Raw genomic sequence first — 26,181 nt, 5'->3', positions numbered from 1 at the left:
CTAGTTTCCCCAAAAATCAACGCGATTTTGAGGAAGTGGCGAAGCGGGAAAATCCGATGTTGGGGGATTAAATTGCAGCGGCGGTGTATAAGCGGGCTGCTGCGGAATTTGCGGCTGAGCGGGCGCGTCATACCGGCCGGTTTGATACAGCGGCTGGTTGAGTGGTTGCGGCACATAGGGTGCGCGATGAGGCGGGCCATAGTCGGGCGATTGGCCGCGGATGGTTGGTCCGTTGCTTCCTTTGCCCTTGGCAATATTGGCTGCATTGCCGACCGACGGCGTGCCGAGGGCCACCCGCGGCGCGTCGCCTTGTTGCGGATTGGTTTCGAACAACTGTGACGACTTCAACCGACGTTCCCAGTCACGAATCTTCCGCATGTCGGCCAGGTCACCGGGCATCAAACCAGAACGCACCAGCACCACTGCATCGCGGGTGTGGGGATATTCGCCGCCGACGTGCACGTTGATATCGCCAATGTGAAAGACTTCGCCTTCCTTGACGCGATACACCAGATCGATCTGGCCCGGCTCCTCGAGGAACCGCGGATCGGCTTGCACGTCGGCAAAGACAAAGCCCTTGCTGCCGTACAAATCGGTCAGCGTGGTAATGTCCTTGTTCATCTTGTCCTGATGGAAATACTCACCGGCCTTGATATCCATGAAACCGAGCAGCGGTGCTTCTGGAAAATTCGCGACCCCTTCGATCTTCACGCTGCGAACGACATAGCGTGGGCCTTCGTCGATGACAAACGTTAGCGTGACCCATTTGCCGCTTTCATCCATATCCAACTCGCGGGCGACGCGAGCGCGAAAGTAACCGAGCCGGCGGTAATAAGCAGTCAGCTTCTCGACATCCGAATCGAGCTTCGCCCGATCCACCTTGCCGCCGAAGAAATAGTAGAACCAACCGGGCTTCGATTCGATTTGCGTCTTCAACCGCTGATCACTGGCCACGGTGTTGCCGCGGAACGAGACTGTTTCGATCCGTTCCAGGTTTCCTTCGTTGATGTAATAGACCAGCCCTTTGTCGTTCGGCTTGTCTCCTTCCATGATCGACACCTGGGCCTTGGGATGGCCGTTCTTGTGATACCACTCCTCGATCTTGCGGCGGCCCTCTTCGGCGTTATAAGCGTTGAGCGGATCGCCGACTTTCAGGGCGTGTTCCTTGGCGAGCTTCTTTTCGCCGGCATCGCGATTGCCGATGTGCTTGATGTATTTGATGCGCGGCCGTTCGAAGATTTCATAGATCACAATGATGCCGTTGGCGGCCGGCCGGGTGTACGTGCGCACGTCGCGAAACTGCCCCGAACTGACGAGCCGGCGAACGTCGCCTTGCACCATTTCCGGATCGAACTCTTTGTCGCGGCGAGTATGCAGATACTTCTGCACCGTGTGCTCACGCGACTTTTCGATGCCCAGAATCTGCACGTCGACAACCAGCTGCGGATTTTCCTGCGGCTTGCCGTCCGGCGGCGGGCCGTTGGGATTGAGCGCGCGATTGATGTCGTGCGGATTGGCATTCGGCGGCATGTTTTGCTGATCGTCGCGCAGCGCCGGCGGCCGCATGTTCGGATAAGCGGGATAGCCCGTGGGCACCGTGTTCGGCGCGCCATTGGGGGCGTAGTTGCCACCGCTGTTCTGATAGTTCGGCGGCGGCCCGGCGCCTTGCCCCAGCGCGGCATTCGCGACCAGCAGCATTCCACACCAGATAGTTGCGGCGAAGGTTCGCTTGATCGGCATGATAAATCTGGCCCCAGAACGGTTGATAGCAACTACAGCATCCCTCTTTTTCCGCCAGCAAGTGGCGCGCAGCAGCGCACCGCCGCCCGGGCGGATTCAAGGGGGCGTATCTGTACTGAAAGGTGCTGTGAGTGGCAAGGGAGCTTTTGCCCGCCGGTCGCCGTGAACCATTCACGCCAGCCAACAATTCTGGAACAACTGCCCCCCCTTTCATACCCCCAGAATATAACAGGTGATGCAAAACTCGATTTCATCTATAAGTTGTTTCTAGGTAAGACTTAAGGACAAAAAATGACTGCGATATCGGGTCTCGAATATCACACTTTATCACCATCCAACGGAGCGGTCGCAGCTGAGTTTGAACAGGTCCAGACAATGCCTGCTCGTTTCACTTCCACGTCCGTCCGCGACTGTGGACCTACCGCCCGGCCCCATAAAGACACATCAGCGCGGACAACTTTGGTCCGCCATAAATCTGAAAGTAACCATTCACGCCAGCGACGCCGTCAGCGGCCTTTTCTCTCTCCCCTCGCCCCGTTTCGGGGAGAGGGGTCGAGGGTGAGGGGATAATGCGCGAGTTTGACTCAATTTTCTGGCGAACTGTTCGGCAATCCATAGTGCGTGCTCATTAGCACACTCTCGCTTCGGTTCACCCCTCACCCCCAGCCCCTCTCCCCGAAGCGGGGCGAGGGGAGCAGGAAAGGATGCTGCCTGCCGAGCGCTCACGATGCATGCATTGCCAGCGTGAACGGTTACTCTGGGAGGAGCCATTCACGCTGGCGCTGATTGTGGGAGGGCGAGGATCGCCTCGGTCAGCGGCGGAGGGACCCGTCGGCGGTTCAAATTTGCTAGCGACTGCTCGATCGGCCCTTAACTTGAATGTGGGATATCGCTGCGGTAGGTTGGTCCTCAGCCCGCTGCCAACACCGCGTTAGCTTTCCCAAGCACCTGCGGTCATGTTTTTCTTCCCACCTTTCCTACCGGAGATTGTTCATGAAATCGCTTCTATCTCTCGCTCTCGCCACGGTCGTCGCGTTGGGCTGCGGCTCGCTGTTTGCCGCCGAACCTCTCAAGGTTGGCGACACTGCCCCCGACTTCGAACTCAAGGGGAGCGACGGCAAAACCTATAAACTCGCCGAACTGCTGAAGACCAACAAAGCCGTGGTCGTCGCCTGGTTTCCTCGGGCCTTTACGGGCGGTTGCACCAAAGAGTGCAAAAGCATGAAAGAAAACAGCGCGTCGCTGAAGGGCCTCGACGTGGCCTACTTCACTGCCAGCACCGATCCGATCGAAGGTGAAAAGGGGAATAAAGCGTTCGCCGAATCCCTGTCGCTCGATTATCCAATCCTTAGCGATCCGGACACCAAGGTCTCGAAGGCGTTCGGCATTTTGAATGACAAAGGCAACGCCGCCAACCGCGTCACGTTCTACATCGGCGAAGGCGGCAAGGTGCTGTACGTCGACAAGGGCGTGAAGACCGAATCGCACGGCGCCGATGTCGCCGCAAAGTTGAAGGAACTGGGCGTGGGTGCGAAGAAGTCGTAACGCAGACAATTCCTTCTCCCTCTCTCCCCGTGTACTCACGGGGAGAGGGTTGGGGTGAGGGGCCGAGCCGCGAGTAACTTCTCAATTGGAATATTCTCCGGAACGCACACCATGCGCCACCGCCCTCGTAACGGGGCACTCTTCAACGAGCGCGCTCGCGAAATGCGTCAAGCTCCCAATGACGCAGAAGCTGCTATCTGGCATTTGCTGCGTGATCGCAAATTAGGCGGGTTCAAATTCCGCCGGCAGCATCCACTCGGAAACTACATCGCGGACTTCTTTTGTCCGGATGCTGGTCTGGTAGTCGAGTTAGATGGCAAGTCTCATCAAGGAAAAGAAGAAGCCGATGCAGCGCGCCAGGCTTGGTTTGTCGAACGGGGATTTGCCGTGATTCGCTACACGAATCACGATGTGAATGAAAACGCGGAGGGAGTGGCGGAATTGATTTGGCAGAAGTGTATAGAGTTGGTCGGATTGGGTGGCCGGAGTGAAACGCAGATCTAGCCCCTCACCCCGACCCTCTCCCCGGAGTACCGGGGCGAGGGAGTTCAAGTACGAAAACGATTGCTTCGAACCGTGGTAGCGTTACGAGAATAGTTCCACGCTTCGCACGGCATCGGCAATTCCCGGTTGCGTCGGCCACTTTAGCCAGTTGGTCAGTAGCGACGAATACACACTGCGGAAGTCGGTGTGGAATTTCAAATCGCCGTCGTCGAGGTCATCCAGTTTCGGATGCACGCCGATCAAACCGGCTTTTACTTTGCTGCCGATGACAAAGGCCGGCGCTGCCGCGCCATGATCGGTACCGCGACTGCTGTTCTCTTGCACGCGCCGGCCGAACTCGCTGAAGACGAGCGATGCCACGCGCTCCGCATGGCCGTGAGCTTTCAAATCCTCGGTGAATGAAAACAGAGCGTCGCCCAATTGCTGCAACAAGCCCTGGTGAGCGGCGGCTTGCTCGCTGTGCGTATCGAAGCCATCGAGTGTGACATAGTAAACGCGATTACCGAGGCCAGCATCGATGAGCTGCGCGACTTGCTTCAGCTTGCCAGCGAGTTGTGTCTCCGGATATTTGACGTTCGTCGAGTATTCCTTTGCGGCCTGCTCCAAATGATGCGACAGCTTGAGCGCCGCCGTCGAACGTGTGGCGACAAACTTCAGCAGATCGTTCTCAGCCGGTCGCGCCGCTGCTGCTGCCGTTTCGATAGCTTGCCGACGAGGTTCGCTTCTCCCGGTATCGAGCTTGAACTGATCAAGCGAAGTGATCGACGGCGTTGGCACGTCGCGGGCGGCCAGCGCGAGGGGTTGTTCTTCTCCGCCGAGATGCAGCGCCGGTGAAGACTCTGCGTTTTCAAGTTGCGGCCGATCGAGCTTGAGACGATCGAACGTCCGCCCCAACCAACCGCTCGTTCGATCGCCGATCTTCAAGTTCGCCGTGTGCCAGATATCCATCGACTCAAAGTGCGAACGATTCGGGTTGGGATAACCGACGCCCTGCACGATCGCAAGTTGGCCAGCTTCCCACAACTTGCCGAAGCCCTTCAGTGCGGTGTGCAGGCCCAGATCGTCCTTCAGCTTGATGACCGTCGCGGCATCTTGCCCCAGGCTCGGCCGAGCCTTTTTGTAGAGCTCGTGCTTGTACGGAATGACCGTGTTCAAGCCATCGTTGCCGCCGCTGAGTTGCACGACAACGAGGATGTTATCCCCTTTTTGCTCGGCGGCAGCGGCCGCCGATTCGGTGAGGAACAACGGCGTGCTGCCGGCGAGCGAGATCATCCCGGCAGTCGCAGCCGAAGCCGAAACATCGGCGAGAAAACGGCGACGCGTGTAGTTTTGCATAACGTCCTCAGCTCAATTGGTATTCCGGCAACGTGCAGAACATATGCAGCGCATTCTGCACAGCGTTCTCACGGTCTTTGGTCGTATCGAAAGCGGCCGCTAGTTTTTCCTGCACATCGGCGGGGGACGCGACAGGCAGCAGCAAATCAGTGAGCCCGGCGACGGCATCCTTACCGCGTTCCATGCCATGTTGCTTCAGCCATTCGACCAGCGATGTGCCGCCGAATCGGCCACTCGCTTCCTGAATCAGCTTCTTCATCAGGTTCGCGCGGGCCACGATCGTCGACGCATTGATCCACTGCCGGCCACCATTCCAACCCTTCACGTTCGGTGGAAACAGCGGCAGCTGACCAAGGCCGCGCAGGCCGCTCACCAAATTTTGCAGATTGGCGCCGGCATCGAAGCTGCGCAAGAATCCAATCGTCAGTTCGACCGGCGAACGAACTTTCGCGCCGCGCACTTCCGGCGAATAGAACAACCGACTCGAGAGAATCGTCTCAAGCAGCGGCTTGACTTGAAATTGCGAAGCGCGAAACTGCTGCGCAAGTGGCGCGATCCATTCAGGCGACAGATAAGCTTCATCGGCGACGAAGTAGCGGACCAGCTTGGTTACCGTGAAAGTCGCCGCAGCGGGCTGATCGAAGACAATCGGCAGCGCGCTGTCGCCGTCGAAATCGCCGCTCCGGCCGAAGATCGTTTTGCTCGCGGTGTCGTGCTGGTACGAGTTGAACTTGAATTCCTCGTGCTGAATCTCCCAGCCGGTGTAGCAACGGGCCAGCTGCTGAATGTCGCGCTCGGTGTAATTACCCGGGCCGAGCGTGAAGAGTTCCAGCACCTCGCGGGCAAAGTTTTCGTTGGGATGGTTTTTGCGGTTGGTCGATGAATCGAGGTAGAGCAGCATGGCCGGATCGCGGCCGATCGCTTTCACCAATGCCTGAAAATCGCCGAAGCAGTTCGCGCGAAGCAAATCATTCTGCCGCAGCATCAACTTGGCTACGTTGACCTTGGCGGCAGACGTCGCGAAATGGCCGTGCCAGAAGAGGGTTGTTTTTTCGAGGAGGGGCGCCGGTGTGTGCCGCATGCGATACAGCCACCACGAAGCGAGGGCTTCGGTGCTGTCGCGGCCGAGGACGGACGTGGCGAATCGCTGCATACTGTCGGCGAAGGGTTCGCTGCCGCGTTCACCCGCGAGGAGACGCTGCGTAGTGGCTTGCGGACCACGTTCGACGGCTTGGTTGAGTTCGGCGAAGGTGGCGGCGAAACCGGCGCGGCGGAAGAGATGAGCGGCGGCGCGGCGGTCGAAGGGTTGGGCTGGCGAGGGTTCGTAGGGGAGCCAGGCTTCGGTGGGTGAGAGATTCATAAGATCGACTCTTTTACATGCGCAGAAAGAACTCGCCGAACGGCCCCTCACCCCAACGCTCTCCCCAGGTTTTTACGCGGAGTACCGAGGCGAGGAAGTAAGAATTACTTACTCAACTTGATTTCCCAATCGAGGCGCAGTTCACCGGCGTTTTGCATTAGTTTGAGCGTCGTGCCGGCGATTTGTTTGCCGGCGGCGAGCAGGCCGGTGACTTGCTTTTCGGCGGCGTCGCGATCGTGACCGCGCTCCAGCATGTTTTGCGTGATCAGCGATTCACGGTTGTCGTCGAGGGCGGCTTGCACCACTTGGCCGTCGATTTTGATCGCCGTGTTCGTGCCTGTCGGCGTGGCTGGCGCATTTGGTACGAGATCGAGCAATTCGATCGCGAGGGGCTTAGCGCTGCTGAGAATGAATTTGTCGCCGACGAAGGCGGCCGTGGGAGAAGCATTGAACTGCGGCGGTGCGGCTAGTTTGGTCTTCTCATCCTCAGGGGGCAGATACTCGGCAGAAACAACCAGAGCATTGCCGATTTTTTCGCTGTTCAGATCGAGCGGATCGATGCCGTTCTGACCGCCGGCGATATTGATGAAGCCGATGAAGCTCTGAAAGGTGACTTTGAAAATCCGCGAGGTCTCGGGGTTCTTCATTTGCATGACTAGCGCGATCGCTGGCAACTTGATGGCGGGAATCACATCGCCCGCTTTGTACTGCTGGCGGACGGCGACAATCTGCATTCCGGGGAGCAAATTGCCGAGAATCTCATCGCGAAAATCGCGGCCGGCGAAGAGCGTTTTCAAACCACCCTCGGCTTCGACAAACTTGGCGTTGATTTCGTCGTTGAAGAGGTCGGGTGCGTTCTTCCACAGTGAACCGAAGTCGCGGTAGGTGCTGAGCGTGAAGAGCGTGTGCTTGGGTTCGAGCAGTGGCGGCGATTGACCTTGGCCTGCGACTCCGAAGTAGAACTCCTTTTTCTTCGCGGCGGCGGCCGTATCGCAGGGCATGGCCAGCGACAGGGCGAACCGCTGCTGATCGGCTTCGAGCGTTGCTGTGACGTACGGTGCATCGGGCAAAGCAGTAACAATGCCGCCGGCCAAAAGTTCGCCGGCGGGGTTGTCACTCTTTTGCGAAGCGAGCGTTTTCAAAATGCCGGTGCTGCGGAGCAGACGGAGATCGATGTACGACCAGAGGCAGGCCGTGGGCGAACGTTTGGCGTAGGCCGTTTGAAACTGCATTTCTCCGGCGAGCGATTCTGGCTTCTCATCGAGCAAGTTGTTGAGGACGAACGACAGCGTCAGCGATTTGTTCGCCGCGATCATCCAGCCGTCTCTCACGGCCAGGCGTAGATCGCCAATTTGCTGCGTCTTGATGCCGCGAAACTCACCGCTCTTTACTGGATCGCCGTTTCCTTGTTCCTTGGCGGCAGCGCGGGCGAGTTCCAAGCTGGTGTCGAGTGCCTTGTCGGCCAGCGCAGCATCGCTCGATTTGATTAGCAGCACGACACCCTGACTGGCGAGATCGAAACCAAAGTACGCGCCGCCGCTGGTCAGTTTGCCAGCCGCGGGACGGAGCTTTTCACCGAGCCCCTTTTCGATGGCGGCGAGAGCTTCCAGTCCTTTTTGATATTCGGGTCGTTGCATGGCCTGCTGATATTCGGGCAAGGCTTGCAACTGTTTCGACAGCGGGTGATCGACAAACAGATCGATCAACTTGCCAGGCTGCGGCAACTCGGCGTAACCGATGACCGTGGCTGGCAGCAGGTCGCGGGCGGTCTTCTCCGCGGCGAACGATGGCACGCTCAGCAACAGAGATCCGAGAAGGAAACAACCGACGAGGCGAACTCGCAGCGGAGCGGTCATGGCCTGGCACTCGCGTGAGGGAGCGGATCGAGAGTCGCCAATTGTACCAATCGCGCGGGGCGGCAGTTTCAAAAAAAGTCTCCAGGGAGCGGCGCGAAGTTAGCTCCGCTCCCGAGAATTAGCATTAACACCGATAAAATTCTTGGGCTGTTGCCCTTCGCCACGCGAACTTACGTCGACCAATAACCGCCGCGGGCGTGATCGAAACGGGCTTCGCTGCCGCGGATATTGGCGTGAATCTGCCCGTCGCGAAAAACTTCCTGGCCCATGACCCACGTCCGCACCGGCCAACCGGTGAGGGTCACGCCATGCCAGGGAGTCCAGCGCGATTTCGTCTCTTGCGTCTCGTTGCGAACCTCGGCCGTCTTCTGCAAATCGACGAGTACCAGGTCGGCATCGTAACCAACGGCGATCCGACCTTTGTCGACAATGTCCCACACCCGGGCCGGGGCATCGCACATCCAGTGAACCACTTGCTGCAAGGTGCAGCGGCCTTGGTTCACTTCGTTCAGCATCAGGGCGAGTGAGTTCTCGACGGCAGGCAGTCCCGACGGGCTGCCGCCGTGGTCGGGCGAGTAAGGCTTTTGTTTTTCCTCGAGCGTATGCGGCGCGTGATCGGTGGCGATGACTTGAATCAAGCCATCCTGCAAACCTTGCCACAATCCGCGGCAGTCGTCTTTGGTTTTGAGCGAAGGATTCATCTGCACGAGCGTGCCGAGGCGGGCGTAGTCGTCGATGCTGAAGAGGAGATGATGCGGACAAGCCTCGGCCGTGATCAGCTTGCGATGATCGGCGAGCAACGGCACTTCGTCGGCAGTCGAAACATGCAGCACGTGAAAGCGATGGTTGTGCCGATGAGCCAGATCGATGGCTCGCTTGGTCGCGATGACGGCAGCGCGGTGATCGCGGATCTTGGAATGGTCGGCAACGTTCGTCGTGCCGGCAAACTTGGCACTGTTCTCGCGGACGGTCGTTTCGTCTTCGCAGTGAGCGCAGATGGGAAGCGTCGTTTCGGCAAAGATCGCTTCCAGTGCGGCTTGCTCATCGACCAGCATGTTGCCGGTGCTGCTGCCGATAAAAATCTTGATGCCGGGGGTCCGATGCGCGTGCGCGAGTTCGGCGACGTTCGTCGTTGTCGCGCCGATGTAAAAGCCGTAGTTCACCAGGCACTTGCTGGCCGCGAGGGCCAGCTTGTCGTGCAGCGCGGCGACCGAGGTCGTCGTCGGATTGGTGTTCGGCATCTCCAGGAAGGTCGTCACGCCTCCTTTCGCACAGGCTCGCGAAGCCGTGTAGAGATCTTCTTTGTGCGTGAGTCCCGGCTCGCGAAAGTGAACCTGATCGTCGATCACACCCGGAATCAAATGCAAGCCGCGAGCGTCGACGATTTCATCGGCGGTGGTGTGCGCGGCGGCATCGATGGCGGCGATCTTGCCGTTTTCGACGAGGACCGAAACGCTAGCGGTTTCGTGGGGCAGGACAACTTGAGCATGGCGAATGAGAGTTTTCATATGCCTGAATTTAGCGAATGAATGGTCACGGTGTCAGCGACGGGTGGGTTGGTTACAATCGAAGTTCTCATCACTCGCGGAGCGAATCTCTTGGCCAGTCTGACGATCGAAAATTATGTCAAAGCGATCTTTCAAATCAGTTCGCTGCAGGACAATCGCCCGGTAAGCACCGGCCAGATTGCTGAATTGCTGAAGGTTTCGCCCAGCAGTGTGACCAGCATGCTGAAGACGCTGAGTGAATCGGGCCTAGCCACTTATGTGAAATACGGCGGCGCGGAATTGACGCCCGCTGGTCGCGCGCTCGCGCTGCGCGTGTTGCGGCGGCATCGATTGATCGAACTGTTTTTGGCCAAGACGCTGGAACTCACCTGGGACGAAGTTCACGACGAAGCCGAGAACATGGAACACGCGGTCAGCGATCTGCTGATCGATCGGATCGACGCTTTTCTCCAATACCCTGCCTGCGATCCGCATGGCGATCCCATTCCCAAAGCCGACGGCACGCTCCCGGCAGCGCAGACCGTTCGGCTTTCGGAACTCGCAGTCGGCGATGGTTTTCGCATCGAACGGGTGCTCGATCAAACGCCGGAGTTCCTCCGCTACCTGGCCGAAACCGGCTTGAGAATCGGCGTGCAGGGTCGAGTGACGAACAGTCGGCGCGAAGCGGGCGTCGTGTCGCTAGAAGTTGCCGAAGCAAAGGCTTCGCTCAGCATGCCGCTGGCGCAGCAAGTACTCGTCAGCCGCGAGTAACCCCATTGTCGACTTTCGCTCCGCGAAAGTTAAATCGAGGCAGACTAACCATGCGCCGCCGAAAGAGCTTCGCGACTTTCGGCATTCCGCGAGTGCACCTATTTGCTGCGATAGAGCTTTCGACATCGGCTAGCCAAAGCCGGAACATTGCGGAGCCCGTTTGACGCAGCTTGATTTAACCTCCATTATCTTTCGCGGAGCGAAAGACGACGATGGGTCCAATTTGAAGCGACCGTTGCGGATGAAGTAAACTGGAATCCATGCAAATTTCTCCAGTTCAAACACCGAGCATATCTTCCCGCCGCGATTGGCTTGCCCATTCTGCGAGTGGTCTCGGCGCGATGGCGATGGCAGCGCTGCTGACCGGCGATGGGTTCGGTGAGGAGACGTCAGGCCAAAAGAAACGGAGCGTCACCGGTTTGCATCATCCGCCGCGGGCGAAGCGGTGCATTCATATTTTTTCGCCCGGCGGGGTGAGCCAAGTCGATACGTTTGATTACAAGCCGGAGCTGGAGAAGCTCGACAATCAGCCGCTCGTCGGCAAGGGGAAGATCGAGCCGTTTTTTGGGCAGATCGGCAAACTGCGGAAGAGTTTTTACTCATTCAAGCAGTATGGCGAGACCGGCACCTGGGTCAGCAGTTTGCTGCCGAATATTGCCGAGTGCGTCGATGATCTAACGATTGTTCGCAGTCTGGTGGCCAAGAGTAGCTCGCACACGCCGGCCTGCTTTCAGATGAACACGGGTTTCACGCTCAACGGCTATCCGAGCCTCGGTGCCTGGCTCAGCTATGGCTTGGGGACCGACAGCCAGTCGCTGCCGGCGTTCGTGGTGCTGCCCGATCCACGCGGCATTGTGAATGGCGGCGCGAGCAACTGGGGGAATGGTTTTTTGCCGGCGCTGCATCAGGGAGTTGCGTTTGACACGGCGAAGACGGAGCCGGTTGCCAACTTGCAAACGCCGAAGGATGTTTCGCCGGAAGCACGCACGGCAGCGCTGAAAGCGCTCGAACAAATGAACCGCCGAATGGCAGAGGAGTATCCGCTCGATTCGGCGCTCACGGCGCGACTGCGATCGTACGAACTCGCTGCGCAGATGCAGGTGAGCATTCCGGAGACGGTGGGGATTGAGCAGGAAACGCGCGAGACGCAAGCGCTCTACGGGATCGATCAACCTCTCACTGCGGGTTTTGGTCGGAACTGTTTGCTCGCGCGGCGATTGATCGAGCGGGGCGTGCGGTTCGTGCAACTTTACAACGGCGGCGCGCTCGGTTCGCCGCGGATCAACTGGGATGCGCACGAAGATCTGAAGCAGAATCACGACACGCAGGGAGTGCTGCTCGACAAACCGGTCGCCGGTTTGCTGAAGGATCTAAAGCGCCGTGGCTTGCTCGACGACACGCTCGTGTTTTGGACGAGCGAGTTCGGCCGCACGCCGTTCACGCAGGGCGAAAACGGCAAGGGGCGTGATCATCACAACCTGTGCTTCACCGGCTGGCTGTGCGGCGGCGGCGTGAAGCGCGGCTTCTCGTACGGCGAGAGTGACGAGGTCGGCTATCAACCAACCAGCGACCCAATGACCGTGTACGATCTGCACGCCACGGTGCTCCATCTACTCGGCATCGATCACACGCGGCTGACCTGGTATCACAACGGCATCGATCGTCGTTTGACCGACGTGCATGGTCGAGTTGTTTTTGATCTGCTCGCGTGAGTCCACCGAAAACTATCGCAGTGGGCTGTTGGTCGAATTGTAATTCGCGGCCAGCGATTGGCGAGGAACTTCGACGGGCACCGGTTGGGCATCGAAGTTGATGTCCTTGTTGTTGTACTTGCAGCCGGGGATCGACTTCAGCATCATCCCTTGTTGGCCGCCGAGTTGGGCGGCGTTGATGAGCTCGGCTTTGTATTTTTCCATGATGGCGAGCACAGCGCGATTGATTTCCGTCTTGCCGTCGGCCCGCTCTTCACCGACCGAGTCGAACGAACCGATCGTGACGATGCTTTCCGAAATGTCGTGAAACTCGTAGGCTTCGACACCTTGCTTGCGGAGCGCGGCGCACAGCTTGTTGGCTTTTTCAGCGGCTTCGTCGATCTTCGAGCCGTGTTTGCTTTCGCTGGTGAGCTTGTCGAATTCTTTGGGCTTCATCGTGTCGACGCCGCGGAAGGTGGCGACTTTCACGGTGTACTTCTTTTGATTCCGCAGCAGGCTGTTCGGCAGGTTCTTGTTCATGTCGATCACCAGCGGATCGAGTCCCTTGGCGACGAACAGTTCGTCGGGCAGCAGCGGGTTCTTCGTGACGAAGGCCCGGCCGAGTGGGCCGCGCTGCTGGTACTTCGGATCATTCTTGTGCGAGAGCGTGCGATATTGTTCGCTGAACCAGGTGGCGAAGTGCTGGGTCGGCTTGGAGTCGGCCTGCGTGGGGTCCTTGGTCATGCATTTCGGTTGCAGCTTCTTGATCGCCTTGAGAGTGTTCTCGAGCGCTGGATCGTTGACTGTTTGGAAGTCGCCGACCATGACGGCGATTTCGTCGAACTCGCGCGGCCGCAGGGCTTTCATTTTCTTGTCGCCACCAAAACGATTCAGGCCGAGGCCCGCTTCCTTCTGGGTGAAATCAAAACGCTGACGAAAGATGTAAGCTTGCAGGCGATGCTTCGAACGGAGTTCACGAACGAGCGCTTCGGCTTGCGCTTCGCCAGTCGTGGTTTGGCCGTCGGCTTCAAACTTGTCGACGAACGTAGCGCACATGATCATCCAGGGACCGTGCTGTTCGGTCAGGCTGAAATCGGCATCGCGCGTGATCGTCGCCGAAGCGGTGCGCACCGGCGCGCCGCCGCCGCTGCGGAAGGGAATCAACTGAGCCCAAGGGGGCGCTGCCGAAGCTGCCGTGGCGAGGAGCAGACAGACAACTACCAGCGTGAATATGCGAACGCGCAGAGCCAGACCTGGCATGTTTCGACCCTCGACCGAGTGAGTTGAGAAGGGTCGGGGTTGTAGCAGCCGCTGGGCTTGAGTGAAAAGGGAAGTTTTTACAAAACGGCGCCGCGGGCGGGGATTGGTGGCTGGGAACTGGGGGTTAGGGAAAGATGAGTGGTGTAAGTAAGCCGAGAAGCCATGGCCAGGCGAGGGCGAGGCCGAAGAATAGGCTGCTGCCCGCGAGCCAATTTATGCGGGCCCATCTGCCGCGGAAGAATAGCGCGGCAAGCGTCCAAGCGACGCAGCCGACCACGAAAATCGGTTTCCAGAGTTGCGCCGGCCAAACCAGGCGCGGGTTCATACACATCAGGCCGTTGCTGACCGGATCGGGATCGACAAACTTGGCCGGGTTAGGAGTGCGGACCGCCGATTCCTGCTCGTGAGTTGGCGATCCAGCGATACTGAGGAGCCCCCAGCAAATTACCGCCGGCAGGGAAACACAGAGCGCAGCCGTCAGGCCACGAAACAAACCGCTTCCCATCTCCCGCTTCCTTAGCTCTGGCTGATCTGCAGCCCGCGCAACTCGCGCGGCAGCGGAAAGTGAATATCTTCGAGCCGCAGCGTGCGGACCTCGACCGTTGCGTGAAAATGCTCGCGGAGATATTCGACACATTCCTGCACAACCGATTCCGGCGCGCTCGCGCCGGCGGTCATCACGACGGTCTCGACCCCTTCGAACCATTTGTCATCGACATCGGCCTGGCCATCGATCAAATACGCTTGCACGCCGTGCTCGGTGGCGAGCTCGCGGAGGCGTTGGCTGTTCGAGCTGTTCTGGCTGCCGAGCACAAGCACCAGATCGGCTTCAACGGCGAGCGTGCGAACCGCTTCTTGACGATTGGTGGTGGCGTAGCAGATGTCTTCTTTCGGCGGGCCGATGATTTGAGGGAATCGTTCCTTCAAGCAGCGAATGATGCGATTGGCATCGTCGACGGAGAGAGTCGTTTGCGTGAGGAAGGCCAGCTTGGCATCGGGCGGATAGCTGAGCGCGGCGATGTCTTCTTCGGTCTCGACGAGCTGGATCGCCGCGGGAGCTTCGCCCATCGTGCCGATCACTTCGTCGTGCCCCTCATGGCCGATGAGGAAAATTGTGTAGCCGTCGCGAGCGAAGCGGATGGCTTCGAGGTGGACCTTGGTGACCAGCGGGCAGGTGGCATCGATGGCCCGCAGCTTCCGCTCCTTGGCCAGATTGCGAATGGCGGGCGAGACGCCGTGCGCGGAAAAGAGCAACGTCGCGCCGGGAGGAACTTCTTCCAGGTGGTCGACGAAGATGGCCCCTTTATCGCGAAAGGTTTCGACCACGTATTTATTGTGGACGATCTCATGATAGACGTAGATTGGCGTGCCGAAGGCCTGAATCGCCAGGTCGAGGCTTTCGATCGCCATATTCACCCCCGCACAAAAACCGCGGGGAGCAGCCAGGATGATTCGCATGGGGGAACGGGGGCTGGGGGCTAGGAACTGGGGTTGAGTCAGCTTTTATCGTAACAACTCGCTGCCGGTTTCATAACCGCAAACGGACGGCTAGCGATCACTGATTCTGTTCTTCGAGCCACTGCAGGGCATCGGCAAAGGCGGCGTGGAAACGCTCGCGGTTGCTGGTCATCGTTTGCTTGCACGCGGTCAGGAGGTCGTCTGGCGAAGGATAATCGAGCAGCAGCGCGAGTCGCTGCAGATCAACACCATCGCCCGGCAACACGTGCCGGTCGCGCGTATTCAGCAGCCGAATTCCACCTTCGATGCGTCGCAGCAGGCGATACGATTCCGACCAGCGAGCGGCTTCGGTCTGCGAGAATATGCCGGCTTCTTCCAAGGCTTGGATCGCGGCGAGCGTTCCTGGTACGAGAATGCGAGGATGCCGATGGGCGTGTTCCAGTTGCAAACGTTGCACGACCGTTTCGATATCGAGCGTGCCGCCGACGCCGCGCTTCACATTGAACGCCGCCGCGCCTTGATCGAGTTGCAGGCGATCGTGATACAGCTGCCGGGCGTCGGCTTGCTGCCAAGGTCGTGCGGTGAGCCATTGCCGGACCGCATTCATCGCGGTGGCTTGCGACGGCGCGGGGCCGAAGATCGCGCGGGCCTTGAGGAGCGATAGCCAGTGAGCGAGCGGCGCTTCGCCCGACTGAAAGTGAGCGGCCAGATCGGCGAGCGAATTTGCCAGCGGCCCAGCCGTCCCCAGCGGTCGCAGGCCCGCTTCGAGCGGATGCAATCGTCCTTGCGGGGTGGACTGCGAAACTTCTTTCAACACGCGCTGGGCGAGTTGCGTAAAGAAATGGCCGTTCGTCGTCGGCTGCACGCGTTTCGCTCGTTCGACGCCTTGTGTGGAGCCTTCGGCTTCATAGACAAAGGCGATTTGCAGATCGCTGTGATAGTTCGGCTCTTGTCCGCCGAGTTTGCCGAGGCCGAGAATCACAAAGCCGCACTGCTCTCCCGCGAACGGGCCTTCTTCGATCATCGGCCTGCCGTGCTTTTCGACCAGGCGATCGAACTCCTGCCGGGCGACGACAGCGAGCGCAACTTCGGCAACATCACTCAAAGCGCGATGCGTGGCTTCGATCGGTTCGCGCTGCAGCACATCGCGCACGCCGATCTGCAAATGGCGCGAAGCCTTGAGCGCGAGCAACTTCGGCAACGCTGGTCCGCCTCCGCGCTGCAGTTCCTGCCAAGTCCGCTGCAGCTCGGCGAGTTCCGGGTGTCGGCGCAATTGCAGCGAATCGAGCAGCTCATCGAGCATGCCTGGATTCGTGATCATCAGGTCCGACAGATAGGGACTGCAGCCGCACACGCGCACGTAAAGCTCGAGCGACGGCTGATGCGAATGGAACAATTCCCACAGCACGCCTTTGCAGCCGAGCGAATCGCTCACGCGGCTGAGGTTGGCCAGCGTCACATCGGGCTGCGGCGTAGCGGCGATGGCAGTAAGCAATCGGCCGATGATCGACGACAGGTAATAACGACATCGCCGCGTCGACAAAAAGGCCGTGCGTTCGCTGGCCAGATCGTTGAGATGCCGCAGTGCCGTCGCACAGTCCTGAAATCGATAGGGCGAGAGAATTTGCGCTGCCTCGGCTGCCGTGGGATGCGGCGCCTGGAGCAAATCGACTTCCGGCGGCGGATCGGTTTCGTCGGGAAACGCCGCCTGCAGCAAACCGCGAAGCAGTTCGTAAGTCACGGGAGATGGCCCCGTGCTCCGCGCAGCGGCACTGTCGCTGGCCGAAGTTTGCGCTGCATGCAATTCTTTGCGCAGAGCGAGGTAGGCATCCTCGAGCGCCGTGCGCTCTTGTACGCTGATCGAGCCTTCTTGCTCGAGACCCGCGATGGCGTCGAGCGTGCCGGGAAGTCGCACGCGCGGCTGATCGCCGCCGCTGAGCAGGCGCAGAAACTGAATGGTTTGTTCGAAGTCAAACAAACCGCCGGGGCCGATTTCAATATCGTGCTTCTCTGCCGAAGCCGCGGCCAATTCGGCCCGGCGAACGATTCGCCGCTTGAGTGCTCGCAGCCCTGCTTCATCGGCGCGCGACAGCAGGCGGCGAAAGACCCACGGTTGAAGTTGTTGCAGAAACGAATCTGCCAATGGCCGATCGCCGGCGACGCAGCGCGCCTGCGTAAAACTCTGCCGATGCCAGGTTCGGCCGAATTCGTCGAAGAGAGCTGCCGCTTCATTGGCGGCAATCACTGTCGGGGATGTCTCGCGATTGGGAATCGACTGCAGCTCGACTTTGTAGGCGATCCCCAGATCGGTGTTTTCCGTGAGCAACCGAAAGAGCTGCCGAGCGAGGCGTTCGTATTGATCAGCAGCTGCGCGGCGCTGAGCATCGTCGGCGGGGAGCGTTTCGTGCAGAAGGAGCAGTTGCAATCGCTCGCCGTAATCTTGTTCTCCCGCGCCGCAGCGACCGAACGCGAGGAGCGAAACCGCCCCCAGCGGCACGACGCGTCGCGGCGAACCGGTCGCCGTTTTGCTCGCTTGCAATTTTTGCTGCGCAGCTGCGAGTCCACCGGCCAAGAGAGCTTCGGCCAGGTAGGTGAGTTGCTGCCAGACGAGCTCAGGCTTGTGTTTGCCGACTCGTTCGCCGTAAAAGATGCGCAGTTGCTCGCGACGTTTGATACGGCGGAGTGCCGAGATCTGCGAGCGTTCGTCGAGCAGGTGTGTCGCTTCGGCGGTAACGTCGGCGACGAGTGTCGCTCGTTCCACCGGCTGGCCTTCGGTCAAGCGCAATAGATCGAATGCTTCCGGATCGCGGAGAATCGTTTCCCGCCAAACGCCGCCCCAAGCGAGGACTCGCACCAGCATCGGCAGCGTGGTGGCATCGCGCTCGACGAGCGCTGCAAACGACAGCGGGCTGCGCGAAGCCAGAATGAACTGCCGCACTCCCTCGAGCACGGTGAGCGGATCGGGCGTTTCCGGCAGCAGAGTATCGAGCTGTGAGCAGAGTGTGGCGAGCAGATCGAGCGGCACGCCCCCATCGGCGAGGTCGAGCAGCGCGTGCCTGGCCGCGGCCGGATCGCTCACCCGCCAGGCCTGGAGCGTTTCCGCCACGTCACTGGATTGATCGAGGAGCGAAACCAAAGTACGAATTTCCATCCTCGCATTTTAGTGCGAGATGGTGGCAAGTGTAGCCGTCAGGCACGGCCGGAATTCAGCTCTTCACTTCAGCCGACGAAACGCGAGTTTCTCTTGCCACGGCCGTGGCGGCGAGATTATCTTACAGCGTCCTCTCCTTCCTATTTCTCTTGTCTGTGGGAGAGTCTGTCATGTTTTCGTTCGTACAGCCGCGGCGGCACTCTCGCAGCCCGGCGTTTACGCTGGTCGAATTGTTGGTGGTGATTGCGATCATCGGTGTGCTGGTCGCGCTCCTTCTGCCCGCGGTGCAGGCGGCTCGCGAAGCAGCTCGGCGGTCGCAGTGCCAGAACAACATCAAGCAGCACGGCTTGTCGTTGCATAACTTCGAGGATTCTTACCAGCAGTATCCGGCGCTGATTTCGAGCGCGAGTGGCGCTGTGCATACGGTGCAGGACAAATTCAAGCCCGCCGTCGGATTTACGCTCTTCAATTGGCTGCTGCCGTATATCGAACAACGGCCGCTGTACGAAGCGTCAATGCTCAACGTCGGCACCAGTGTCGGCGGCAAGCTGGTGTATCAAACGCCGTTGAAGGCTCATCAATGTCCGAGCGAAACGAGTTCGCCGCGCGGCATGGGAGCGACCACGCACGGCGGCGCGAATGGCTGGGCCATCGGCAACTATGCGGGCAACTATTACGTCGTCGGCAATCCCGATGGATCGACGAATGCCGATTGCCGCGAAGGGGTCGCCAAGAGTTCCGAGCTGACCGATGGGCTGTCGAACACGGTGGTCTTTACCGAGCGTTATGGCACGTGCGGCAATGGTGGCGATCCGAACGGCGCGGCGACCAATGGCAACCTATGGAGCGATTCCAATCAAACCTGGCAGCCAATCTTTTGCATCGGCAACGTGGCCAAGGATCCGGTGGTGCTCACGTCGGGCGCGGCTTATCCGGCCTGTGCCAAGTTCCAGCAATCGCCCCACTGGTACAACAACTGCGACCCGATCCTGCCCCAAACGCCTCATCCTGGTGGCATTGGCGTGTGCATGAGCGACGGCAGTGTAAAAACGATTTCGTCGAGCATCGATTCCGCCGTTTGGGCCGCGGCGTGTAACCCGATCGATGGCGTAGCCCTGACCAACTGGCCCTAAGCGTTACTCGCGCCGAGAAGTCTGGCCCAGTTGAAGCAACTTAGGCTGGCTCGATAGATTTGCCGGCAGATTCGTCTGCATCTTTGTCTGACTGGCGCAGCCGCCACAACCCGACGCGCAGCCAGCGTTGCTCTTCGCGGGGCGCAGATATTTGCTGGCGCGAATCAACAGCAGCACGGTCGCGACGAGCACGATGGCACCGACAATCAGGTTTTGAATCAGCAACGACGAAAGCATGTTCTTATTCTATTCCGTGGGCCCGCTTAGAGCAGCCGCCGCAGCAGCACTTCGTTCACTTTGCCGCGGAATCGTTCCTTGCCGTCGATGAGGACCACCGGCACGCAGGTGGTGTAGCGCTCGCGCAGGGCGGGATCGGCGTCGATATCGACGAGCTCAGGCGACAAGCCGTAGCGCTCGAGCAGTTCCCGCGCGTCGTCGCACAGATGGCAACCGGCCCGGGTGTAAATCGTGACTTGATGTTCGGTCATGGTGAAAATGCTCCTCCAGCACCGTTATTATAGGCAGCCGAAGTGCCCGGAGCAGGGCCGAGCGAAACTAGCGGAGATTTACGTTGTTCGACACGATCATTCATGGCGGCGAAATCATCGATGGCACCGGAGCGCCGCGCATCCGCGGCGACGTCGGATTGCTGGATGGGCGAATTGCTGCCGTTGGCGAATTGTCGAGCGTTGCCGCGGCGGCGCGAATCGATGCGACGGGGCGGATTGTCGCGCCGGGCTTTGTTGACGTTCACAATCACAGCGACGGCTGGCTCCTCTCGCAGACAAATTTCTGGCCGAAGACCAGCCAAGGCTTCACCACCGAAGTGTTGATGGCCGACGGCATTTCTTATGCGCCGGTCGATCGCCACACCTGGCGGCAGTGGATTTTTTATCTGCGAGCCCTGAATGGTTTGCGGCTGCAGGAATATCGCGACTGGGAGAGCATCGGCGAATATTGCGCGCTGCTGGACGGACACACGGCGCAAAACGTAGCGACGCACGTCCCCTACGCCAACTGCCGGACGCTGCACGCCGGCTTTGGTCATCGGCCTCTCGATGATTACCAACGGCGAAACATTCGCCGTGAGATTGAAATGGGAATGGAGCAAGGCGGCGTGGGGCTGTCGACGGGGCTCGATTACCTGACGCAATGCGCGGCGACGACGGACGAGTTGGTCGATGCTTGCCGGGCGATCGCGCGGTTCGACGGTTTATACGTCACGCACATTCGCTACAAAGCCGGCTTGTTTGTTGCTCTCGACGAAGCGGTGGAGATCGGCAAGCGGGCCGGCGTGAAGGTTCACATTTCGCACCTCAAGGGAACCACGCCGCAGGAAGTCGATCAGGTGCTGGAGTTTCTCGAGCGAGCTCGCCGAGAAGTCGATTTGTCATTCGACGTCTATCCCTACCAGCGCAGCAGCACGATGCTCAATTACCTGCTGCCGTACGAAGCCTGGCGCGAGGGGCCGCTGCAGGTCGTGGCAAACATGGGGCGCGATGAATTGCTCGCGCGCTTTCGCGTCGGTCTGGCGAATCTCGGCGTGTCGCTCGACAAGTTTCACATCGCGTGGACCAGCAGCGGCAACAACTCGATTCATCACGGCAAGTTGCTTTCCGACTACATCGCCGAAATGAATCGACCCGCCGAAGAAGCCCTCTATCACTTGCTGATCGAAGAAAACCTGGCCATGCTGCTGGTCATCAACGCCGGCGACGATTCACTGGTTCAGCCGCTTCTCGCGCACGATCTGTACATGATGGGAAGCGACGGTATTTGGTTTCCCGACAGCAGCAGCGTACACGCTGTAAAAAATAGCGTCGTGCATCCGCGCGTGTATGGTTCGACGGGGAGACTGCTGGGGAGTTGCGTTCGCGAGCAGCGACTTTTCTCGCTTGAATCTGCCGTGCAGAAGCTCAGCGGCGTGCCGGCTGCGCGTTTTGGCTTGCGCGATCGCGGCGTAATTCGAGAAGGAGCTTGGGCAGACTTGGTGGTCTTCGATGCAGTGACCGTCGCCGATCACGCGACGTACGAGCAGCCGCAGCAAATCTGCGCCGGCATCGAACACGTACTGGTGAACGGCCAGGTGATTGTGAAAAACGCTGCACCGATTGAATTCAACGGCAGCGCGCCCGGAAAATTCCTGCGCTATCAGCCCTAAACCGAGTGTTGCACACCCGGCAGCGTGTTCAAATTCGGCCGCGTCAACCGCCAGTTGGCGGCGACCAGCGGTCCAGGCATGTGGGCCAGCGTCCAATCGACGACGCGCCAATCAAGCCAACGACAGTCAGGATCTTTGCTGCGAGCAGCGACGTATCCCAAGTGCCCACCGCCGTCGGCGATAATCAGTTTCACCGCGTCCGAGATCTGCGATTGCTGCAAACAGTCGATCGGCACGATCGGGTCATCTTTGGCCGCGACAATCAGCGTAGGAATGCGAATTTTGCGAAGATACGGCCCCGAGCTCGCTTGCGAGTAGTAATCATCCGCATCGGCAAAGCCCGACAGCGGCGCCGTGACACACGCGTCGAAATCACGAATGCCGCGGAGACTTGCGGGAAGTGGTACGGGTGTGCAGTCGGGCGTGTTGCGTTCGCGGTTGGCAATGTAGCGGCGCAGTCCGGTTACGAAAGAGCGATCGTACATGCCGCGCAGCACTTTTTGCACATTCAGGCAGGTGACGCCGAGATCGACCGGGGGCGCGACCGCCATCACGCCCACCACATTGTCCGGAGCTTGATCTGCCCATTCGCCCGCCAGCTTGAGGACCATGTTGGCCCCCATCGAAAACCCGATGACCGCCGTCGGCGAATTCAGGCAGCGAACGTTGATGTCGTTGAGTACCGCCGCGACATCGTCGCTGCGTCCCGCATGGCAGAGTTGTCGGGCCAGACCGATGCCGGCGCCGCAGCCGCGAAGGTCCATGCGAAACACGCGCACGCCGTGCGCGTTGAGTTTCTTTGCGCAGCGCTGCATGTAACCCGATTGATGCGAACCACCGAGGCCATGCACGAGCAAGGCGACGGGATCATTCGGTTGCCATTTCTGCGGACGATCGTCGTGCACGACGATTGCGTCACCATCATCGAGCGTCACGCGATGCTGAGTCGCGGTGTACGTAATCGTCTGATGAAAGAAATAGCAGCCGAGGATCGTCTGTAAATGTCCACCGCGAACCCAAGGATGGGGTCGGAAGGAAGGAAAGTGAACATCCATTTTCAACTTTTCCGTGGTCAACGAGAGGCAGGAAGATCGGGCGGTAATAACCTTATCGGCGAACTATCCCATATTCCTCGATTTTCCGGTACAACGTAGCTCGCCCTAATCCCAAAAGTTTCGCCGCTTCAGGAACATTGCCATCCGTCCGATTCAGCGCCTCTTGTATCAGCTTTCGTTCCCAGAAATCAAGGCGTAATGACTCAAGTTCTTTGCCGCCACCAACATCCCGCAATCCGAGATCGTCGGGAAGGATCGTATTTCCTTCGCACATTACCACGGCAGAGTCGAGCACATTGCGCAGCTGCCGCACATTGCCAGGCCACTGATAGCTGAGCAAGCGTTCGCGCGTGTCGGGTGCTATCAACAAATTGGGCCGACCATGTTGCTTGCGGAAGTGATTGAGAAAGAATTCCGCTAGCATGTCGATGTCAGCACCGCGATCGCGGAGCGGCGGTATGTAAAGTTCGAAGACACTCAGGCGGTAATAAAGGTCTTCGCGAAATTTATGATCGCGCACAAATTCGCGCAGGTCGCGATTGGTAGCTGCTATCACTCGCACGTCGACATTGACCTCTTTGGTCGAGCCGACGGGCAAGAAGGGATGACCTTCGAGAATGCGCAGCAGTTTGGCTTGGCCCTCAAGCGTCAGCTCGCCGACCTCATCGAGAAATAGAGTGCCGGTGTGAGCTTGCTGAAACCAACCGACGTGATCGCTCTCAGCGCCAGTGAACGAGCCCTTCTTATGGCCGAAGAGTTGGCTCTCCATCAGGTCGCGCGGAATGGCAGCGCAGTTGACGCTGAGCATCGGCCGATCAGACCGAGTGCTAGCTCGATGAATGGCCCGCGCGACCAGTTCCTTGCCAGCACCACTTTCGCCGCGAACAAGCACGCAGCCGGTCGCACGCGCGATGCGGCTGATGCGCGACTTCAACTCGAGCATCGGTTTGCTGTCGCCCAGCAACTCATCGAAGATCGCGGCTTTGTCGCTCAACCGGCGATTGTCGGCGCGGAGCACCGCTTCCTGACGTGATCGAACCAAAGCGACGGTGAGGATATTCGCCAGCAGCAGCGACACTTCAAAATCGCTCTGCCGGAACCGGCCTTGATCGAGATAGATGTGAATCGCGCCGAGCGTCTTCTTGTCATGCACCAGCGGAATGCACAGAGCATCGGCGTAGTTCTTCAGGCTTTCGGTGCTGGCGCTCGACGGCTGATTGTCGATCCAAACCGCTTTCCCCTGGCGGCAGACCATTTCGGTGAGACTGTCGCTCAGTCGCACTTTGCCGGCTGCATCTTCGGGAATCACCAGCTTTGGTTTGAGTTGACCGTCGTCGCTGACCCACAAGAAACCGACGACTGAGGCTTGCGTACGGTGCAACAGCAGATCGAGCGAGACTTGGATGACTTCATCGGGATCGCTGCAGCCAAGCAATCGCACGCTGAGCTGATGCAGCGTGAGGAAGTCTTGATTGCGCTCGTTGTCTTGCAGCAGCGAAAAGCCGAGATCGTTGGGGATGACTTCGGTGACGACGCGATCGCGCACGACCGTTTGAGTGTGCTCCTGCCGGGCCGAACTGCTGTGCGGATCAAGCTGCTCGCAGTAGATGAATTCCGTGGTGCCGATTTTTACGCGACAGTCGGGGGCCAGGCGGGCTTCGTCGATCTTTTGACCGTTGAGGTAAGTGCCGTTGCGGCTCGTGAGGTCGCGAATCCACCACAGGCCTTCGACGTGTTCAATGATCGCGTGGACCCGCGAGGCCAGCGGATCGGAGAGGACCACGTCGCAATCGAGCCCGCGACCAATGCGCGTGGGACGATCGGGCGTCAGCACCATGTGCGCACCGGCCCGCGCGCCGGTAATCATCAATAGATAGGAATTCCCAACCACAAAAACCCGCCACTCAATGCCACTACGGGAAGAAAAGTCGGCCTGACGGCAGACCGCCAGCCACTGTAGTCAATATAGTAACAGCGAGGCCGTAGCGTTAGCGAGGGCGAACGAATCGCCGACTACTTCGTGACAATGTCGAAGTCGGCTTTGTCGGTGCCGGCGAGTGGCACTTCGAATTCTTTCGCGCTGTTCGAATTCCACTCGGGTGGAATCGGATCGACATTGCGCACGGCAGGCGCGCCATCTTCGGCGACCTGCGTCGGATCCTGGCCTACGACATTGCCGCCAGCCGTTTGAATGCGCACGCGATGCTTGCCGATGATTGCGCCTTTGTTCGTACCGCTTTCGAGCGAATAGCGGCCATTAGCATCGGTCAAGGCGCTCGAGCCTCGGCCGGGATTGGGATCGCTCTCGGTGCTGATCGGCTGAAAGGTGATGACCGCTTTGCCGTAGGGTTCGCCGTTGAGCTTGATGATGCCGGAGACCGGCACAAACTTGGGGCCGCCGCAGCCGGTGATCAAAGCAACGAGAACGAACAGGACGAGACGATTCATGGTGGTTAACTCTTGTTGCTGCTCAGCCCCTCACTCCGACTCCGCTCCCCGGAGTACCGAGGCGAGGGAGTGAAAACTACGGCAGGACCTGGGCTTCGCCGCCCGCCATCGTGGCCATGTTTTGTAGCAGGTTGATGTCGACATTGACGCTGACGAATTTCACCGAAGCGTCGCCGAGCGTCCAGTTGCTGCCGCGAGTATGTTCGCTGTTGAAGGCCCGTTTGCAGGGTTGCTCGGCATACTGACCGGGAGTGCCCCAGCAGCCTTCCTTGTCTGTCGAACTCCGCCCGAACGGCATTCCATACAAGCGACTTTCGGGGCCGACCGACGATTGGTTGTAGGACGCGTAAGTGTAAGCCCAGAACGTACCGCGGTCGGTCAAGGTGCGCGTGGTGTATTCGCCGACCATCAGCGTATTGCTCGTGCCGTCGGTGCAGTTCGACATTCGTTCTGGACCACCCATCGCGGCGCTGGTCGTGCCGGCTGGTGCGCCGTTGTAAGAGACGCCGATCGAATGCAGGAACGACTTGTACTGATGATCCATCACGCCGCCGGGCCAGAGACCAGGCTCATAACTATCCCAGGCGCCGTGGCCGACTTGCATGTTGAGCTTGCCGCTCACCGCGCGGTAGCTGGAGTGCATCCACTTTTGCCCGGCAGGGTTCGGGCCGCTATCGGGTGCTTCCAACTTACCCAGCATCGTGTCCGATGCGCATTCGTAGGCCTTCACTCGCTTCTGGCCGACTTCGGTAATGTTGTTGGTCGAAATATTCTCTTCGTTCTGGCGGTACTTGGTGTAGAGATTCAGCTGTTCGACGAACGGCAGCAGTTCCAGCGCCCAGTTGGTGTATGTCGACGGCGTGCAGCAGTTGCCGTAGTACGTTCCGCCCGGCGGAAAGACCAAATACGTATCGTGATGGTTGTGCAGCCCGAGCCCCATCTGCCGCATGTTGTTTGCGCAACTGGTTCGCCGCGCGGCTTCACGCGCCGCTTGCACGGCGGGAAGCAGTAACGCCACCAAGACGCCAATGATGGCAATTACGACCAGCAATTCCACAAGCGTAAACGCCCGCTTGATTCGCACCCGTTGCATTGCATGTCCCCTGAAAATCAGAGCTCGCGCCAGTACCGTCACTTCGTTCACGAATGACCGCTTCCGGCAGGGGGAAGTGGAGAGTCCCGCACCAGACCGGGGCTAAAAGTAATCGAAAAGAACTGCGACAAGA

The 26,181-nt window shown here is 59.3% G+C and carries 21 protein-coding genes; 6 read left to right on the top strand and 15 right to left on the bottom strand.

The window, feature by feature from the left end; all coding sequences use genetic code 11:
• Positions 1–1,740: a BamA/OMP85 family outer membrane protein gene (locus tag M9Q49_RS02130; RefSeq protein ID WP_254506997.1), complete on the bottom strand. Its 1,740-nt coding sequence runs from the start codon at positions 1,738–1,740 to the stop codon at positions 1–3.
• 993 nt (positions 1,741–2,733) lie between these two features.
• Between M9Q49_RS02130 and M9Q49_RS02125 the strand changes: the two genes are divergently transcribed.
• Together M9Q49_RS02125 and M9Q49_RS02120 are read left to right on the top strand one after the other, a co-directional pair.
• A complete protein-coding gene (locus tag M9Q49_RS02125; protein WP_254506996.1) occupies positions 2,734–3,285 on the top strand; it encodes a peroxiredoxin in 552 nt (183 codons plus the stop codon).
• Between the two features lie 111 nt (positions 3,286–3,396).
• Positions 3,397–3,789: an endonuclease domain-containing protein gene (locus M9Q49_RS02120; RefSeq protein WP_261365015.1), complete on the top strand. Its 393-nt coding sequence runs from the start codon at positions 3,397–3,399 to the stop codon at positions 3,787–3,789.
• An 81-nt stretch (positions 3,790–3,870) separates the two neighbouring features.
• Here M9Q49_RS02120 and M9Q49_RS02115 read toward each other — a convergent pair whose 3' ends face one another.
• The 4 genes from M9Q49_RS02115 to M9Q49_RS02100 form a co-directional block, all read right to left on the bottom strand.
• Positions 3,871–5,124 (bottom strand): DUF1501 domain-containing protein, encoded by a 1,254-nt coding sequence (locus M9Q49_RS02115; protein WP_254506994.1) that lies wholly within the window; start codon positions 5,122–5,124, stop codon positions 3,871–3,873.
• Positions 5,125–5,131: 7 nt separating this feature from the next.
• On the bottom strand, positions 5,132–6,484 hold the full coding sequence (locus tag M9Q49_RS02110; protein ID WP_254506993.1) for a DUF1800 domain-containing protein: 1,353 nt from the start codon (positions 6,482–6,484) through the stop codon (positions 5,132–5,134).
• A gap of 104 nt (positions 6,485–6,588) precedes the next feature.
• Positions 6,589–8,340, bottom strand: coding sequence for a hypothetical protein (locus M9Q49_RS02105; protein ID WP_254506992.1), 1,752 nt, complete (start codon positions 8,338–8,340; stop codon positions 6,589–6,591).
• Positions 8,341–8,510: 170 nt separating this feature from the next.
• Entirely contained in the window at positions 8,511–9,848 is a 1,338-nt protein-coding gene (locus M9Q49_RS02100) for a dihydroorotase (protein WP_254506991.1), read from the bottom strand.
• A gap of 90 nt (positions 9,849–9,938) precedes the next feature.
• Between M9Q49_RS02100 and M9Q49_RS02095 the strand changes: the two genes are divergently transcribed.
• Together M9Q49_RS02095 and M9Q49_RS02090 are read left to right on the top strand one after the other, a co-directional pair.
• Positions 9,939–10,598, top strand: a complete 660-nt coding sequence (locus M9Q49_RS02095; protein ID WP_254506990.1) for a metal-dependent transcriptional regulator — start codon at positions 9,939–9,941, stop codon at positions 10,596–10,598.
• 260 nt (positions 10,599–10,858) lie between these two features.
• Positions 10,859–12,310, top strand: coding sequence for a DUF1501 domain-containing protein (locus M9Q49_RS02090; RefSeq protein ID WP_254506989.1), 1,452 nt, complete (start codon positions 10,859–10,861; stop codon positions 12,308–12,310).
• Positions 12,311–12,322: 12 nt separating this feature from the next.
• On the opposite strand, the gene M9Q49_RS02085 is transcribed toward M9Q49_RS02090, so the two are convergent.
• The 4 genes from M9Q49_RS02085 to M9Q49_RS02070 all read right to left on the bottom strand — a co-directional run bounded on the left by M9Q49_RS02085 (position 12,323) and on the right by M9Q49_RS02070 (position 18,158).
• On the bottom strand, positions 12,323–13,549 hold the full coding sequence (locus tag M9Q49_RS02085; RefSeq protein ID WP_254506988.1) for a hypothetical protein: 1,227 nt from the start codon (positions 13,547–13,549) through the stop codon (positions 12,323–12,325).
• Between the two features lie 124 nt (positions 13,550–13,673).
• Entirely contained in the window at positions 13,674–14,054 is a 381-nt protein-coding gene (locus M9Q49_RS02080) for a hypothetical protein (RefSeq protein ID WP_254506987.1), read from the bottom strand.
• Positions 14,055–14,065: 11 nt separating this feature from the next.
• Positions 14,066–15,007 (bottom strand): 4-hydroxy-3-methylbut-2-enyl diphosphate reductase, encoded by a 942-nt coding sequence (gene ispH / locus M9Q49_RS02075; RefSeq protein ID WP_254506986.1) that lies wholly within the window; start codon positions 15,005–15,007, stop codon positions 14,066–14,068.
• 97 nt (positions 15,008–15,104) lie between these two features.
• Entirely contained in the window at positions 15,105–18,158 is a 3,054-nt protein-coding gene (locus M9Q49_RS02070; protein WP_254506985.1) for a [protein-PII] uridylyltransferase family protein, read from the bottom strand.
• Between the two features lie 170 nt (positions 18,159–18,328).
• On the opposite strand from M9Q49_RS02070, the gene M9Q49_RS02065 reads away from it, so the two are divergent.
• Positions 18,329–19,291, top strand: coding sequence for a DUF1559 family PulG-like putative transporter (locus M9Q49_RS02065; protein ID WP_254506984.1), 963 nt, complete (start codon positions 18,329–18,331; stop codon positions 19,289–19,291).
• A gap of 3 nt (positions 19,292–19,294) precedes the next feature.
• Here the strand turns inward: M9Q49_RS02065 and M9Q49_RS02060 are convergent, their stop codons facing one another.
• Positions 19,295–19,528 carry a FeoB-associated Cys-rich membrane protein gene (locus M9Q49_RS02060; protein WP_254506983.1) on the bottom strand — a complete coding sequence of 78 codons (234 nt, stop codon included), beginning with the start codon at positions 19,526–19,528 and terminating at the stop codon, positions 19,295–19,297.
• Positions 19,529–19,554: 26 nt separating this feature from the next.
• Positions 19,555–19,779, bottom strand: a complete 225-nt coding sequence (locus tag M9Q49_RS02055; protein ID WP_254506982.1) for a glutaredoxin family protein — start codon at positions 19,777–19,779, stop codon at positions 19,555–19,557.
• A gap of 83 nt (positions 19,780–19,862) precedes the next feature.
• Between M9Q49_RS02055 and M9Q49_RS02050 the strand changes: the two genes are divergently transcribed.
• A complete protein-coding gene (locus M9Q49_RS02050; RefSeq protein ID WP_254506981.1) occupies positions 19,863–21,452 on the top strand; it encodes an N-acyl-D-amino-acid deacylase family protein in 1,590 nt (529 codons plus the stop codon).
• Here M9Q49_RS02050 and M9Q49_RS02045 read toward each other — a convergent pair.
• The 4 genes from M9Q49_RS02045 to M9Q49_RS02030 form a co-directional block, all read right to left on the bottom strand.
• The gene (locus M9Q49_RS02045) at positions 21,449–22,507 is read right to left on the bottom strand and encodes a YheT family hydrolase (protein ID WP_254506980.1); all 1,059 of its coding nucleotides are present in this window, start codon (positions 22,505–22,507) and stop codon (positions 21,449–21,451) included. The two genes, M9Q49_RS02050 and M9Q49_RS02045, sit on opposite strands and share 4 nt — an antisense overlap.
• Positions 22,508–22,559: 52 nt before the next feature.
• Positions 22,560–24,398, bottom strand: a complete 1,839-nt coding sequence (locus M9Q49_RS02040; RefSeq protein ID WP_254506979.1) for a sigma 54-interacting transcriptional regulator — start codon at positions 24,396–24,398, stop codon at positions 22,560–22,562.
• Positions 24,399–24,520: 122 nt separating this feature from the next.
• Complete coding sequence (locus tag M9Q49_RS02035; RefSeq protein WP_254506978.1) at positions 24,521–24,955, bottom strand: hypothetical protein; 435 nt, start codon at positions 24,953–24,955, stop codon at positions 24,521–24,523.
• Between the two features lie 76 nt (positions 24,956–25,031).
• On the bottom strand, positions 25,032–26,048 hold the full coding sequence (locus M9Q49_RS02030) for a DUF1559 domain-containing protein (protein WP_254506977.1): 1,017 nt from the start codon (positions 26,046–26,048) through the stop codon (positions 25,032–25,034).
• Between the last annotated feature and the right edge of the window lie 133 nt (positions 26,049–26,181).

The sequence above is a fragment of the Anatilimnocola floriformis genome (genome assembly GCF_024256385.1).
In the GTDB taxonomy this organism is placed as follows: Bacteria; Planctomycetota; Planctomycetia; order Pirellulales; family Pirellulaceae; genus Anatilimnocola; species Anatilimnocola floriformis.
This window is presented reverse-complemented; position numbering and strand designations above follow the sequence as displayed.

What these genes read in the sequence shown, in the direction of transcription:
- M9Q49_RS02130 (WP_254506997.1), bottom strand. Translation starts at nt 1,740, where the DNA reads ATGCCGATCAAGCGAACCTTCGCCGCAACTATCTGGTGTGGAATGCTG.
- M9Q49_RS02125 (WP_254506996.1), top strand. Translation starts at nt 2,734, where the DNA reads ATGAAATCGCTTCTATCTCTCGCTCTCGCCACGGTCGTCGCGTTGGGC.
- M9Q49_RS02120 (WP_261365015.1), top strand. Translation starts at nt 3,397, where the DNA reads ATGCGCCACCGCCCTCGTAACGGGGCACTCTTCAACGAGCGCGCTCGC.
- M9Q49_RS02115 (WP_254506994.1), bottom strand. Translation starts at nt 5,124, where the DNA reads ATGCAAAACTACACGCGTCGCCGTTTTCTCGCCGATGTTTCGGCTTCG.
- M9Q49_RS02110 (WP_254506993.1), bottom strand. Translation starts at nt 6,484, where the DNA reads ATGAATCTCTCACCCACCGAAGCCTGGCTCCCCTACGAACCCTCGCCA.
- M9Q49_RS02105 (WP_254506992.1), bottom strand. Translation starts at nt 8,340, where the DNA reads ATGACCGCTCCGCTGCGAGTTCGCCTCGTCGGTTGTTTCCTTCTCGGA.
- M9Q49_RS02100 (WP_254506991.1), bottom strand. Translation starts at nt 9,848, where the DNA reads ATGAAAACTCTCATTCGCCATGCTCAAGTTGTCCTGCCCCACGAAACC.
- M9Q49_RS02090 (WP_254506989.1), top strand. Translation starts at nt 10,859, where the DNA reads ATGCAAATTTCTCCAGTTCAAACACCGAGCATATCTTCCCGCCGCGAT.
- M9Q49_RS02085 (WP_254506988.1), bottom strand. Translation starts at nt 13,549, where the DNA reads ATGCCAGGTCTGGCTCTGCGCGTTCGCATATTCACGCTGGTAGTTGTC.
- M9Q49_RS02080 (WP_254506987.1), bottom strand. Translation starts at nt 14,054, where the DNA reads ATGGGAAGCGGTTTGTTTCGTGGCCTGACGGCTGCGCTCTGTGTTTCC.
- ispH (WP_254506986.1), bottom strand. Translation starts at nt 15,007, where the DNA reads ATGCGAATCATCCTGGCTGCTCCCCGCGGTTTTTGTGCGGGGGTGAAT.
- M9Q49_RS02070 (WP_254506985.1), bottom strand. Translation starts at nt 18,158, where the DNA reads ATGGAAATTCGTACTTTGGTTTCGCTCCTCGATCAATCCAGTGACGTG.
- M9Q49_RS02065 (WP_254506984.1), top strand. Translation starts at nt 18,329, where the DNA reads ATGTTTTCGTTCGTACAGCCGCGGCGGCACTCTCGCAGCCCGGCGTTT.
- M9Q49_RS02060 (WP_254506983.1), bottom strand. Translation starts at nt 19,528, where the DNA reads ATGCTTTCGTCGTTGCTGATTCAAAACCTGATTGTCGGTGCCATCGTG.
- M9Q49_RS02055 (WP_254506982.1), bottom strand. Translation starts at nt 19,779, where the DNA reads ATGACCGAACATCAAGTCACGATTTACACCCGGGCCGGTTGCCATCTG.
- M9Q49_RS02045 (WP_254506980.1), bottom strand. Translation starts at nt 22,507, where the DNA reads ATGGATGTTCACTTTCCTTCCTTCCGACCCCATCCTTGGGTTCGCGGT.
- M9Q49_RS02035 (WP_254506978.1), bottom strand. Translation starts at nt 24,955, where the DNA reads ATGAATCGTCTCGTCCTGTTCGTTCTCGTTGCTTTGATCACCGGCTGC.
- M9Q49_RS02030 (WP_254506977.1), bottom strand. Translation starts at nt 26,048, where the DNA reads ATGCAACGGGTGCGAATCAAGCGGGCGTTTACGCTTGTGGAATTGCTG.